The 13,357-nt window shown below is 43.8% G+C and carries 12 protein-coding genes; 4 read left to right on the top strand and 8 right to left on the bottom strand.

Annotated elements, in window-relative coordinates; genetic code table 11:
* Window positions 1-11: 11 nt before the first annotated feature.
* Together cyoE and L5M11_RS13950 are read left to right on the top strand one after the other, a co-directional pair.
* Window positions 12-917 carry a heme o synthase gene (gene cyoE / locus L5M11_RS13955; protein WP_263192508.1) on the top strand — a complete coding sequence of 302 codons (906 nt, stop codon included), beginning with the start codon at window positions 12-14 and terminating at the stop codon, window positions 915-917.
* Window positions 918-964: 47 nt separating this feature from the next.
* Window positions 965-1,597 (top strand): SCO family protein, encoded by a 633-nt coding sequence (locus tag L5M11_RS13950; RefSeq protein ID WP_263141488.1) that lies wholly within the window; start codon window positions 965-967, stop codon window positions 1,595-1,597.
* Here L5M11_RS13950 and L5M11_RS13945 read toward each other — a convergent pair whose 3' ends face one another.
* A complete protein-coding gene (locus L5M11_RS13945) occupies window positions 1,598-2,644 on the bottom strand; it encodes a polysaccharide deacetylase family protein (protein WP_263147418.1) in 1,047 nt (348 codons plus the stop codon). It abuts the gene before it with no gap.
* 22 nt (window positions 2,645-2,666) lie between these two features.
* Between L5M11_RS13945 and L5M11_RS13940 the strand changes: the two genes are divergently transcribed.
* On the top strand, window positions 2,667-4,034 hold the full coding sequence (locus tag L5M11_RS13940; protein WP_263192507.1) for an MATE family efflux transporter: 1,368 nt from the start codon (window positions 2,667-2,669) through the stop codon (window positions 4,032-4,034).
* An 80-nt stretch (window positions 4,035-4,114) separates the two neighbouring features.
* Entirely contained in the window at window positions 4,115-6,052 is a 1,938-nt protein-coding gene (locus L5M11_RS13935) for an alpha/beta hydrolase family protein (protein ID WP_263192504.1), read from the top strand.
* Window positions 6,053-6,136: 84 nt separating this feature from the next.
* Here the strand turns inward: L5M11_RS13935 and nfuA are convergent, their stop codons facing one another.
* From nfuA to L5M11_RS13900, 7 genes are all read right to left on the bottom strand, one after another.
* Window positions 6,137-6,715 (bottom strand): Fe-S biogenesis protein NfuA, encoded by a 579-nt coding sequence (gene nfuA / locus L5M11_RS13930; protein ID WP_263192502.1) that lies wholly within the window; start codon window positions 6,713-6,715, stop codon window positions 6,137-6,139.
* 239 nt (window positions 6,716-6,954) lie between these two features.
* Window positions 6,955-8,703, bottom strand: a complete 1,749-nt coding sequence (gene urdA / locus L5M11_RS13925; protein WP_263192501.1) for a urocanate reductase — start codon at window positions 8,701-8,703, stop codon at window positions 6,955-6,957.
* Window positions 8,704-8,795: 92 nt separating this feature from the next.
* Window positions 8,796-9,560 (bottom strand): outer membrane protein OmpK, encoded by a 765-nt coding sequence (locus L5M11_RS13920; RefSeq protein WP_263192499.1) that lies wholly within the window; start codon window positions 9,558-9,560, stop codon window positions 8,796-8,798.
* A 174-nt stretch (window positions 9,561-9,734) separates the two neighbouring features.
* The gene (locus L5M11_RS13915) at window positions 9,735-10,979 is read right to left on the bottom strand and encodes a sensor histidine kinase (protein ID WP_263192497.1); all 1,245 of its coding nucleotides are present in this window, start codon (window positions 10,977-10,979) and stop codon (window positions 9,735-9,737) included.
* Window positions 10,966-11,643 (bottom strand): response regulator transcription factor, encoded by a 678-nt coding sequence (locus tag L5M11_RS13910; protein WP_263192496.1) that lies wholly within the window; start codon window positions 11,641-11,643, stop codon window positions 10,966-10,968. The genes L5M11_RS13915 and L5M11_RS13910 overlap by 14 nt, the downstream gene beginning before the upstream one ends.
* 2 nt (window positions 11,644-11,645) lie before the next feature.
* Window positions 11,646-12,392 carry a helix-turn-helix transcriptional regulator gene (locus L5M11_RS13905; protein ID WP_263192495.1) on the bottom strand — a complete coding sequence of 249 codons (747 nt, stop codon included), beginning with the start codon at window positions 12,390-12,392 and terminating at the stop codon, window positions 11,646-11,648.
* 176 nt (window positions 12,393-12,568) lie between these two features.
* Entirely contained in the window at window positions 12,569-13,351 is a 783-nt protein-coding gene (locus L5M11_RS13900; protein ID WP_263141465.1) for a ComF family protein, read from the bottom strand.
* Window positions 13,352-13,357: the final 6 nt, after the last annotated feature.

The following is a 13,357-nucleotide window of genomic DNA, read 5'->3' as shown; positions in this document are numbered from 1 at the left end:
AGGGATCCAAGATGGCAAAACCACTCTCAATCACCAGTAGCCTGCCCACTTTCAGCGTAACATGGCGCGCCTATTTTGAAATGACCAAACCTAAAGTGGTCGCACTGATGCTGCTCACTGTCTTAGTCGGCATGTGTCTTGCTGTGCCCCATGCGGTCCCCGTTCAACCTTTAATCGCCGGTATGCTGGGTATTGCTATGATGGCGGGTTCAGCGGCAGCGTTGAATCACCTAATCGATCGCCGTATTGATGGCTTAATGGCACGCACCTACAATCGCCCACTACCCAAAGGGCGTATTTCGGCCACACGCGCGTTAATTTTCGCCGCTAGCTTAGGTAGTTTTGGCTTTATCGTCTTATATTCCTTAGTCAATCCACTCACTGCTTGGCTGACCTTTGCCAGCCTGATTGGCTATGCCTTGGTTTATACGGCCTATTTGAAACGCGCAACATCACAAAATATTGTGATCGGTGGCCTTGCGGGAGCTATGCCACCCCTGCTGGGATGGACGGCAGTGACGAGCGAATTTCACGGCCATGCGTTATTGCTAGTGATCATCATTTTTACGTGGACGCCGCCACATTTTTGGGCACTGGCCATTCACAGACGCGCCGAATATGCCAAAGTAGATATTCCCATGCTGCCAGTCACCCACGGTGTCGAATTTACGAAAACCTGCATCTTGCTCTACACAGTATTGCTGGCGATTGCTTGCCTGTTACCTGTGCTGGTTGGTATGTGTGGGCCAGTGTATTTCGTCAGCTCGAGTTTACTCAGTACGGGATTTATCTATAAAGCATGGCAACTTAAATATCGGGATCATGATGGCTTAGCGATGCAAGTGTTCCGCTTCTCTATCTACCATTTAATGTTGTTATTTATGGCATTACTGCTAGACCACTATTTATGGAACTAGTGTATGGAACGAGTTTGTCGCGCTAACCTGTATTTATGGAGCGAATAATGCAGAAAAGAATTTTAGTCATCGCCATTTTGTTGTTCGGCCTTGGCGGCCTATTTGCGGTGAAATTTAATCCCCCAAAACCTATCGAGTTAGAGAGCGGTTTTCTGTTTCCACAGGCCTATGAATTAGCGCCCTTTGAATTGGTCGATCAACACAAGCAAGCTTTTACCAATGCCAGTTTGCAGGGAAAATGGAGCTTATTCTTTATCGGTTTTACCTTTTGCCCCGACGTTTGTCCTACGACCTTAAATAAACTCGCGGCGGCTTATCCCGATCTAAACAAGATCGCGCCATTGCAGGTGGTGTTTCTATCCGTCGACCCCAAACGAGATACACAGGATAAACTCTTAACCTATGTAAATTTTTTCAATCCAGAGTTTAAAGCGGTAACGGGTGAACAAACGCAGATATTTCCCCTCACCCGCAGCTTAGGACTCACTTATGCCATGGTGGGTGAAGGAGAAAATTACCAAGTCGACCATAGTGCGGGTTATGTTTTGGTGTCGCCGCAGGGAACGCGAGTTGCGGTATTTAAACCTACGGCAGCGTTAGGCAAACCGCCGCAGGTATTAAATGATAAATTAATTAGCGATTTTGAAAAAATAGTGGCGCAATACAAACCTAGCCGCTGATCACTCTTTGATCCAAGAGCCATCGTCCTTTGGCCTTACCCAAGGCTGAGAAAACCAATAGTAGCCATTGCGCGCCTTACTCGGCGCTGTGCAGTTATAACGCGATCGCCCCGCGGGCAAGGCTAAATCCGCTTGAACACTAAACTCGTTTTCATTGAGCCAAGTCGGCTGTTTTGAGCCTTGACCTTGGATGTAACACATCACTTGCTTAGCAGAGATATCACTCATATCGAGGGTCACTTTAAGCTCTGGACGCCAATGGCCACCCTTTAACTCAGGATCACTTGGGGTTTGTGCAATCACAGGCATATTTAAGCTGTATAACTTTGCCTTAAGGCTTTTTAGGTCTGCATATTGTCCAGCAACGGGGAAACGCGGCAGGGCCGTTAATGGCGAATAGGGCCCCGCGGCACCGGACTGTTGCCCAAAAGCGACAAAGCCGTTCTCAGTTAACATATCCTGCAACGCTTGATTGTACTCACCGTAAGGATACGCCAGCATTTTAAAATTGTGCCCAGTGGCATCTGCAATCGCTTTTTCTGTATCTAAGATATTGGCTTTTATCCGCGCGAACCACTGCGCCTGTGATTCGTTTTCTAAGGCGCGGATCAAATGTTCGTGCGCCCAACTGTGGTTAGCAATATCGGCGCCTTCCTTGGATAGTGTGATGAGTTCATCCCAAGTCATCATCTCGGTAAACTTTTGTTTAATCGGCTCAATTGCCACAAACAAGGTGTAGGGGAATCCAAATTCCTTTAGGATAGGATGCGCCGTAGTCGCTATACTGCGATAACCATCATCGAAGGTAATTGCGATTGTTTTAGCGGGTAAATCTTGTTTTTGCTTGATCGCTTCAACCACTTTAGAAAGCGGGATCACCTTAAAGCCGTCATCGACGAGAAACTGCATTTGCTCACGAAATTGCGCGGGCGTAACGCTGGTTGCCGCCGGAGTGGTTTCTGACACATGGTGATATTGCAGAATGACCACGGCATGGGCAGAAAACGTCATTAGCCCTATGAGTGCCAACAGCACACGTTTAACCATAATGTGAACACCTCTGAAATTAATGAATACTGCTAAATCAACTTGGCTCGACCTCATGCTCAACGGCGCGAAAAATCGCCAGTTACTAGCGCTCGCCCTGCCGATGATACTCTCCAATATCACTATCCCGCTGTTGGGCTTAGTCGATACGGCTGTTATTGGTCATCTGAGTGAGGCCTATTATTTAGGGGGAGTCGCTGTCGGGTCAACGATTATCACATTAATCATTTGGTTATTGGGATTTTTGCGTATGGCGACGACAGGTTTAGTCGCGCAAGCCTTTGGTGCTGACGATCTTCACGCCCAGCACAAACTCTTAGTCCAAGGCGCTATGCTAGCGATGTTATTGGGCGTAGGCGTTATCGCACTGCAAGTCCCGATATTGAATTTAGCGTTGGGATTATCCGAAGCGAGTAGCGAGGTCGAACGTTATTGCCGCGAATATTTTCAGGTACGGATTTGGTCAACGCCCTTCGCCCTGCTCAATTTAGTGATGTTAGGTTGGCTCTTAGGGCGACAACAACCTAAAGCCGCCATGTGGCAGCTGATTTTAGCCAACCTTGCCAATATTATTCTCGATGTGGTGTTTGTCCTCGGCTTGGGTTGGGGCGTTAAAGGCGCAGCCCTCGCCTCGGTCTTTGCCGATATCACCGCTTTCTCAGTCGCACTCACTATGGTGTTACAACAACTCAAGCGCGCACCCGAGTTTCACTTATCTCAGCTATTCCCCCATGTCACCTTAACGGGTTATGGCAAATTACTGAGGCTCAACACAGATATTTTTGTCCGCAGCCTCTGTTTGCAGGCAGCTTTTGCCTTTATGACATTCCATGGTGCAGGTCTAGGTGATAATACCGTTGCGGCCAATGCCGTGTTATTGAATTTACTGCTATTAATCTCCTACGCTCTAGATGGTATAGCCTATTATGCCGAGGCAGAAGTCGGTCGAGCCTATGGGCAAAAACAGGCAGAACAATTAAGGGAAGCTGTGATCTTAGCTTGGTGCTGGTCGGCCATAACGGCACTAGGATTCTGCGCTGTATTTAGTCTTTTTGGCAGTAATATTATCGCGTTATTGACCAGTATTAATGAGGTCAGAGCCACTGCGCAAACCTATCTTATCTGGCTAATATTCTTGCCTTTATGGTCCTTTAGCTCGTATTTATTCGATGGTGTTTACATAGGTGCCGCTAAAGGAAAAGTGATGCGCAATAGCATGATACTCGCCACCTTTGGCGCGTTTTTCCCAACATGGTATTTACTGCAGCAGCTATTACTACCAGAGCAAGGCAACCATGCCCTCTGGGCCGCGATGAGTGTCTTTATGATCGTCAGAAGCCTAACGCTCGCAGGGCATTATTATTTCAGTCAGGCCTTTTTACATAAATAAATCTGTAAAGACAGTAGTTTACTAATCTCAAAATCATTATTATGTTGATTTTACAATTGTAACGAAGATGTGAATCGATAATGAAAAGGATTTTACCGCTGCTATTGCTGTGGCTATGTAACTATACGGTTGCCAACACTGCGCCACAATTACCCGTTGAAGCCTTTGCAAGCATCCCAGATGTTAGCTCTGTGCAGCTCTCGCCTAATGGCAAAAAAATCGCTTCTGTTGTACGGGTCGATCAAGCCAAACTCAAAGGTACTGTCGTTAGTATCCAAGATATAGAAACAGGCGAAAAAAGCATTCCGCTGCACACGGATAACCAAAAATTTGTCATCCTGTCTCTGCAGTGGGCAAACGATAATATCTTACTGATCAGTGCTAAGTTTCCGGCTAACCGTTACGGTACACCTACAACCGAAACCCGCCTTGTTAAGTATGATTTGACCACGAAAAAGACCTCGAGTGTCCTTCCGCGCAGCGTCTTAGACCGTCTTAATTGGATCCCGCAACATCAGGGACAAATTATCGATCTTATGCCAGATGATCCCGATAATATTTTACTGTCATTAGACGGAATGGGCGAAAACGTAGGCGAAGACAGCGTTCTGAAAGTCAATTTAGCGCAGGGGAAATCCAGTTACACCCAAAATGCTAAAAAGAAGATTATAAGTTGGATTACCGACAGGCAGCACAAAGTCCGAATTTCTATCTACAACGATGATACTGAGTACCGTATTTATGAACAGGCCGAGCAAAAGAGTGATTCACGCTTGCTTTGGACCTTTAAAGCCTTCTCTGAGGACACGGTTTGGCCATTAGGTTTTGATGCAGACCCTAATATCCTCTACGTTCGCGCCTATCACCAAGGTTTCGAAGCCATTTTTAAAGTGAACCTGACCGACCCTAATCTTACAAAAGAGTTGGTTTACGCCAATGAAGCAACTGACGTCGAAGGGGATTTACTCTACTCGCAATTAAAGAAAAAAGTCATTGGTATCAGTGAAGGCGACGGCGAGGAATACACCTTCTGGGAGACAGAATATGTCGGACTACAAAATGGTCTTAAGGCTGTATTACCCGATGCTCACAACTATATTACTCAATTCAGTGCAAATGAACGCCGCTACATAGTGTATTCCACCAGCTCGACCGAGCCTGGCACTTATTATTTCGGCGATAGGGACGAAAAAACGTTATATCCCATCGCGAACAGATACGGCAAGCTCAATAGTGAGCTACTCGCCAACACCCAACATCTAACTTACGAAGCAAGGGATAAGCTCAAAATCGATGCTTACCTAACAGTGCCAAAGGGACTCGAAGCTAAACAGCTACCGACGATTATTTTCCCCCATGGCGGCCCGATCAGTTACGACAGTAACGGCTTTGACTATTGGGCGCAGTTTTTCGCTAATCGGGGTTATGCGGTATTTCGAATGAATTTCAGGGGGTCGGCAGGTTACGGCTATGAGTTTATGAAGGCTGGCCTAAAAAGCTGGGGGCTCGAAATGCAAAACGATGTTGAAGACGGGACTCGTTACCTAATAGCGCAAGGGATTAGCGATCCCAAACGCATTTGTATTGCCGGTGCGAGTTATGGTGGTTACGCGGCCTTAATGGGGGCAGCTATGACTCCCGATCTTTACCGTTGCGCCATCAGTGTAGCTGGTGTGACCGATGTGGCCTACCTTGTAAAATCAAGCCGCAGACATACCAACTATGAAGTGGTTAAAGAGCAAATAGGAGATGATCTCGATGCCCTCTATGAGCGCTCACCTATCAGTAAAGCAGATAAAATTAACATCCCAGTATTACTGCTACATGGCGATAAGGACAGAGTCGTTAAGGTTCAACATAGCAGAGAAATGTATAACGAGCTCAAATCACTAAATAAACCAGTGGAGTATATTGAGTTGGAAAATGGTGATCATTACCTAAGCAATAACGACAATAGACTCGCGACGTTTAAAGCCTTAGATAAGTTCTTAGCTGATAATCTCAACCCTAAGTTATAACTTAACAACTGCACTTAAAGCGAAAGCCAAATATAAAAAAACGCGACTCAAGGTCGCGTTTTTCATTCAGCTTAACAAACAAGATTAAGCGTAAGAATGTTCACCGTGTTGGTGATCTGTCACGTCACGTACGCCAGTCAACTCACCTGGGAACATGTCTAACAATTGTTTTTCGATACCATCCTTCAGGGTGATATCAACTTGAGAACAACCATTACATCCACCGCCGAACTGCAGTACGGCTACGCCTTCTTTGGTAATTTCAACCAGCGTGATATTACCACCATGGCCAGCTAACTGAGGGTTGATTTCAGATTGGATCACGTATTCGATACGCTCGACTAAAGGTGCATCACCTGACACTTTACGCATTTTTGCGTTAGGTGCTTTGAGCGTGAGTTGTGAACCTAATTGGTCAGTCACAAAATCGATAGTGGCATCTTCAAGGAAAGGTGCACTCTTCTCATCGACCATAGCATTGAAGCCAGTGAACTCGATTTCAATATCATCACTTTCTACTGCATCCGGTGGACAATAAGACACACCACACTCGGCTTGCGAGGTTCCTGGACTGATCACAAATACGCGAATATGAGTGCCTTCAGGTTGATCTGCTAACAACTTAACAAAATGGGCTTGAGCCGCATCGGAAATGGTAATCATGAAAACCTGCTCCGTCAGGGGATACCTGAGTGTTTTAGTAAGAATTAGCCGTATGATACTCCGACTCACCTTCGCTTTGTAGTCCTTTGGATAGCAAGTTTATGGATTTTTGCCATAGCGATCACGATTTATTCATCATAAACAAGCTTTAAACGAATGTGTTGTACGCGAGTGAACAGCAGCATTTACAAACAAAAGCGACCCAATTGGGTCGCTTTAAGCCAGACATAAAATACAAACTATTTAGCCGCTTCTTGTCCCGCGATACGACCAAAGACAATGATATCAGTGTAAGCATTTCCACCGAGTCGATTGGTTCCATGGGTTAAACCAGTCACTTCTCCCGCAGCAAACAAGCCCGGAATCACTTTTCCTTGTTCATCAAGTACACGAGTACGTATATCAACCGCTAGTCCACCCATTGTATGGTGCACAGAAGGTGTAGCCTTTAAAATCCAATAAGGTCCTTTACTTAAATCAACCAATCCTGAGCGATGATTAAAGGCTTCATCCTTTCCTGTTGCGGCATAACGATTAACGTCTTTAATCGTTGATAACAGCTTATCTTCAGGAATATTAAAGACTTTAGCGGCTTCTTCTAGGGTGTCGACCTTATACATTAGCCCGTCTTTTGTGAATTCCTTAAGTTCGCCTTGATGCATTTCAACTGTATGGGCAACGTTTTCAATGTCTTGATTCCAGAGCACATAAGTATAGCGGCCTGGTTGGGCTAGAATGGCCTGTGAAATCACATCTCGGCGTTCCAATTCTTCAACAAAGCGCTCACCCTTCTGGTTGATTAACACCGCACCAAAGAAGCGAGAGTCTGCAATCAAGGCAATAGCACCCGAGGTTGGGCTACAAATAGGATATGACTGGATATATCCCATATTTTTAGCTGCTGCATGTATTTTTTCTGCCATCACAATACCGTCACCAGTACCACCTGAATGACCAGTACTGCCATAACGTTCATCTAACTCTGGGTTATATTTTTTACGCATTTCCATGTTAGACGAGAAGCCACCCGTGGCAATCACAACACCGCGTTTTGCATAGTAGGTTACCGTTTTGCCATTATGAGTCGCTTCTACACCCACAATTCGGCCCGTTTGATCTTGAATTAACTTTTCAGCCTTAGTATTGGTATGAATTGGTAAGCCAACTTCTTCAGCTTTAATAGAAAACTTGCTGATCACCTCTGCTCCGGTATGACCTTTAGGGATTAGCGCCCGTTTAACGCTGTGTCCACCAAACTGAAATAATTGATCTGGGTAAAATTCTACTTTGACGTAATCCCTTAACCACTCCGCAGCATCAACCGCATTATCGACCATGGTCTTAACCATTTCAGGGTCACCTTTGAAATCGCCGCCTTTTAGCGTGTCGCTAATAAACAGCTCTTTGCTATCGGTCACCCCCATATTTTTTTGCACCCAACTACCAGCAACATTCATCTCAGCACCAGAGATCAATGAGTTACCACCAATAATTGGCATTTTTTCAATAATAACGGCGGAGCGGCCTGCGGCCATAACCTCTAAACCAGCACTGAAACCTGCACCACCCGAGCCAATAATCACCACATCATAGGTATATTCTGCTGGTGTTAATGCTTCATTTTTTTTAGCTGAAGCGACAGCGACTAACGTAACACCTGCGGCTTCAACACTTTTACCCACGGCTTCTTTAAGCGCTTTAGACGTTACGGTTGCGCCTGCAATACCGTCAACCTCGATAGAGTTATTATCAATAATCGCCTGTTTAACATCTTTAAATACGGCACCAGCAAGGACCTTATTTTCCTTTTGCTTTAGTACATCAATCGCCACAATGTGTCCGTCTTTGAATGTGGTTTCGACCTGCACTTCGCCATGCTTGCCTTGAGCGGTTCCCTGGCTTTTTACTATTTGATGGGTAACTTGACAGCCGACAATAATTGCTGTTGCCGTGGCAGCAATACCAATAATGGATTTTTTATAATGCATTACAATTCCCTTATTATTTTTAATGAAAACTAGAACAGCATCAAATTAAATGAGATTCTACTTATCAAAAATTCAACCTATTTGATAAACCGTTAAAACTGATAACCAACAGATATACCGTATTCAATCCCATCATTATATTGTGAGCCCCAGCTATCATAATGGGTGATATATAACTTTGAAAATATTGAATCTGTGAGGTTTGTTTGTAACGTTGTAATTATCTGATGGCCATAGCTGTCATATGAAAATAATGCTTGATGCGCTGCATCCCTATCAATTTGTGCTTCATAATTCAAACTTAAACTATGTTTTAACCCTAGCAACTCAAATGGGTACTTTGCATTTAAAACCACAGCATAACCTGACAGATCATTAAATTTCTCTGATGTGGGGGAAAAGCTACCAATGGTATAATTTAAACCGACACCATAGTTTAGTGATAAATTTTGAATTTTTGCATTATGGGTAATACCTAAGTAAAGATTATCTTCAACTAGCGTTTCACTCGCAGAGATAAAGTTCTGAGTCCAGAAGTTGAACTGCGACTCTCCCAGCATATTTTCAAGTATCAATAATGACTTAATGGTAGTTTTACCATCAAGGTTCTTCTGATTTTCCGCGATTTCAGCAGGGTTTTCGAGCTTAAGATTAGCAAAGTAAGTACCCCAATCAGCAATTCCTAAATGATTCAACTTTACAAAAGGTTGATTAAAAACACCTGGGTTATCATTTTTTGCGTCACTGGTATAAAACTTATAACCTAAATCCACGCTCGTTTTATTCACATCAGCATATACTGAACCACTAAAAATAATTGCACTGACTAAAATGGATGCCACACTTTTTTTACACATAGAGTCCCTCTCAAGCATGTATTCTAGGAAGTATTTTAAAATACTTATCGACCAGTAAACTTTATATAATAAAGTTACTACGAATAGCATGAGGACTATGTGATCTAAGCCCAACGGCGCTTTTGCATTTTAAAAGTGTGTGGTTTAATGCAGTAAATTTACAGCTCCTATTACTTAACTGTTAGATATTTCCAATCTAGCGACAAATACATTATTTGCAGATGAGCTAGTAAAAGTCCAACCCAGTTGATTCGCGAGACGTTTCACCAGTAAAAGCCCTAAACCAAATCCATGGCGGCCCTTACTATTGTAGGAATTGGTTATTGCTATACAACAAGCATCTTGAGTAATGCTAATATCCATCCCACCATGCTCAATACTATTCCTTAATAAATTGCTTAATATGATTTTTAGCGGATGAAGCTGAACTGGCAAGCAAGTATCATCACACAATAATTGAATTTTTTGCTCATAACCATGTACCCGTTGCTGCTCCTCGATAATACTGGCAAGTAAAGGCGATAATGCTACGTTTTCCTTTTCTAGGTTTGAACACTCTTTATTAGTTAACCATAGTAGGGTTTCAATGAGTGATTTCATTTGATTGGTCGCTTGGGAAGCATACAGAGTTGCCCCCGTAAGCTCACCTTGTTGTAATGCGAGGATTTCGAATGAAGATTGGCATATGGCGACTGGCGTACGTAACTCATGACTAGCAAAACGTAAAAAATTGAGTTCTCGCTGCTGAGCCTCCTGAAGTTGTAAAATCGAGTTATCTAAAGCATCAACAATAGCTTTTAATTCAGCATATTCTTGTTCTGGTAAACTCAGTTTTCCTCCTCCTTCCCAATCATGTTGTTTAATCGCATGACTAATTTGATGAACAGGCGTAATCACTTTACTTTGCATATAAAACGCTAAGCTTGCACTGGCACAAAAGGTTATCAAGACAAGCAGCAAGATCGCCGTCATATTTTTAGGGGCAAAGTGCAAATCATGGGTAACACTAAACTGCAGCCAAACGTAGAGCGGCTGGCCAGTTTGGGTGTAGTACACACTTAACGCGTTAACAATGGGACCTTCTGCATGCTCATAGTGAATTGTGCTCGCATCAGTTAAGACTTCATTGTTACTTAACTCACGAATTTGCAGCGGAATATCTCGCCAATGAGGATAGACTGTTAAGTTATCGGTTTTTAGAAGTGGTTGATGAAGTAATGATTGCTGAGTTGGCTCCGCCAGCTTCAGTAATGCTTCGGCCGCTTGCCCTGCATTGTGCATTGTGACTTCATGCATAGAAATCATACCTGCACACATCATGCAAAGCGGGATAAAACTATTTACACCTAAGGTTATTAATAGAAAAATAACTCCCCACACTTGATAACTACGCTTGAGGCTAAGTTTAGGCGCTTGCATTGATATCATCTCTAAGGCTTAAACCGACGCCACGAATCGTATGTAATATTTGCCGTTCAAAGGGGCGATCGATCACTCGGCGCAAAAGATGAATATGGCTGCGCAAGCTATCACTATCAGGTGTACTGTCGGGCCAAAGCATTCGCTCAATCTCTTCTCTACTCACCGTTTCTGGACTACGCCTAGCTAATAAAGCCAAGATCTGCCATCCGGTTTTAGACAAAGCCAGCAGTTGCCCTTGCCGATACACCATGTGGTTTGCAAAATCGATTTCTAGGTCGCCAATCGTCAACCTTTGGGGCGCGGGACGACGCTGAGCAACCACCTTCAATCGCGCGACTAGTTCCTCCATTGCAAATGGTTTTACTAAATAATCGTCCGCGCCCACAGCAAACCCACTCAAGCGATCATTCAGACTACTACGTGCAGTTAACATGATTACTGGTGAAGTAATGCACTGTGCTTTCCAGCGTTCACACGCTTCAATCCCATCACCATCCGGCAAATTTAGATCGAGAATAATAGCGTCGAACTGCTGCTGACTAATGAGCATATCCGCTTGTGCCAGGTTGAAAGCGTAATCACACTCTATACCACTCAATTCAAGATATTGAATGATGTTGTTAGAAAGAAGTCGATTATCTTCAACCAGTAATATCAACATTTTTAAATCAACTCATATTGATGGGCTAAATGGATTAAATTTGCTCTATTTGTAGCCCCAAATTTCTTACGCATAGATTCCATATGATATTCAACTCCTCTGACACTTATCGGGAGCTGAGTTGAAATTTCGTCGTTTTGAAGACCGTTTGCGACCATAAGTAGGATATCTCTCGCATTATCTTTAAGCAGAGAGCTTTGTAGAAATGGATTGAACAATTGTTTATTACATTCAAAAAGCTTGTTCTGAGCCTCTTTTAAGGTTGCACTCAAACCCGTTAATAGGATGTCTGAATCACTCAGATGACTCAGCAATATAAAACGACCCGCCCAATGTCGATTGCTATGACATGTAACGGGCCAACTTAATACGGTTTGAATATGATGCTTACTAAAAAGTAGGCTAGCTTTATCACCTTTATCACACGACAAGCGATACATATAAGATTTTGAAGTATCTAACGAAAAACCAAAATTAAAATCATTAGCGGCAACCTGACTTAGATAAAAACGCTGCAGTTCAGCAACTACAGGTGATGAAGCTACGCTGGCATTAGATTTACGCAGCGAAGCTTGTGAGAACAGATTGGTTTCTTTTGGAAAGTGATAGTTTTCATACGCGCAATGAGGGACTCCTTGAAACCAGAAACCACAAAAACCATGTAGCTTCAAAGAGTAGTTTATCGCCTGAATAACGTCCTTCAGCGTTGATGCCGTATCTGCATTTGATCGCGCCAGTTTAGCGTCCATAAATACCCTCCAAACGAAATAACATAGAAAGGTATCTCAATACAAAAATAAACAAAACCCATTGATACAGATACTTACATCTTGTCGCAAAATTAAAACTTATTCATTTTTACGCAGTATTTTTGACATAATTTTGACATACACAAAGATATAATGGAGCAATGCTTTTAACCTTTTTAAATATCATCCAACAAGCCTGGCGCCTCTGCCCTTGCCAAACACCATACTTGAACATGCACATAACGCGCTTCGAATAAGCGAGCAATTTCAGAGACTGTAGTGCCGGTGGTCACCACATCATCCACCAATGCAACACGCTGGAACGCAAAATCATCCGCTAACATAAAGGCATCATGTAAGTTGCGTCGTCGCTGTGCACCCGAAAGCCCCGCCTGCGATCGAGTGTCTTGTTGGCGCGTTAACCCTTCGCTCACTAACGGCAGTTGCAAGAGCTGTGATAACTCATGGGCAATTAACCACGCCTGATTAAATCCCCGTTGTTGTAAGCGTTTTGGATGCAATGGGACTGGCACTATCGCTTGAGGCAGCGAGATTAATCCTTGCTGTTCTAATACCTTAATGCGTGCCACTAAGGCGCTACACAGCACGGGCAAAGCGGCAAGTTGACCTTGATATTTAATCGCACCAACCCAAGCACCCAAACCTTGATGATAACTACAAGGCGCAATGACTTTACGTGGCTGGCGCTTTTGGCATTCACCGCAATAATCGACTTCTATTTGCATCGACTTACCGCAACCTAAGCAAATAGGCCCATGATATAAGCCAGATTGAAGACAAACGGCGCAAATGCCAGTCTCGGGAAGTGATATGGATTGGTGGCACAGCAGGCAACGGTTAGGTAAACTGCCCGCCAACCACCTTGTACCGAGTTGATAGCCTAAACGCATTATCCGTAAAGCAGATTGCGGCCAAATCCTTTTGACAAAGTGCGGCATACATTC

The organism is Shewanella sp. SM87, from assembly GCF_025653705.1.
GTDB classification, from domain to species: Bacteria; Pseudomonadota; Gammaproteobacteria; order Enterobacterales; family Shewanellaceae; genus Shewanella; species Shewanella oncorhynchi.
This window is presented reverse-complemented; position numbering and strand designations above follow the sequence as displayed.

Bases quoted from the DNA above. Each gene is read 5' to 3' on its own strand.
- cyoE (WP_263192508.1), top strand. From the start codon at position 12: ATGGCAAAACCACTCTCAATCACCAGTAGCCTGCCCACTTTCAGCGTA.
- L5M11_RS13950 (WP_263141488.1), top strand. From the start codon at position 965: ATGCAGAAAAGAATTTTAGTCATCGCCATTTTGTTGTTCGGCCTTGGC.
- L5M11_RS13945 (WP_263147418.1), bottom strand. From the start codon at position 2,644: ATGGTTAAACGTGTGCTGTTGGCACTCATAGGGCTAATGACGTTTTCT.
- L5M11_RS13940 (WP_263192507.1), top strand. From the start codon at position 2,667: ATGAATACTGCTAAATCAACTTGGCTCGACCTCATGCTCAACGGCGCG.
- L5M11_RS13935 (WP_263192504.1), top strand. From the start codon at position 4,115: ATGAAAAGGATTTTACCGCTGCTATTGCTGTGGCTATGTAACTATACG.
- nfuA (WP_263192502.1), bottom strand. From the start codon at position 6,715: ATGATTACCATTTCCGATGCGGCTCAAGCCCATTTTGTTAAGTTGTTA.
- urdA (WP_263192501.1), bottom strand. From the start codon at position 8,703: ATGCATTATAAAAAATCCATTATTGGTATTGCTGCCACGGCAACAGCA.
- L5M11_RS13920 (WP_263192499.1), bottom strand. From the start codon at position 9,560: ATGTGTAAAAAAAGTGTGGCATCCATTTTAGTCAGTGCAATTATTTTT.
- L5M11_RS13915 (WP_263192497.1), bottom strand. From the start codon at position 10,979: ATGCAAGCGCCTAAACTTAGCCTCAAGCGTAGTTATCAAGTGTGGGGA.
- L5M11_RS13910 (WP_263192496.1), bottom strand. From the start codon at position 11,643: ATGTTGATATTACTGGTTGAAGATAATCGACTTCTTTCTAACAACATC.
- L5M11_RS13905 (WP_263192495.1), bottom strand. From the start codon at position 12,392: ATGGACGCTAAACTGGCGCGATCAAATGCAGATACGGCATCAACGCTG.
- L5M11_RS13900 (WP_263141465.1), bottom strand. From the start codon at position 13,351: ATGCCGCACTTTGTCAAAAGGATTTGGCCGCAATCTGCTTTACGGATA.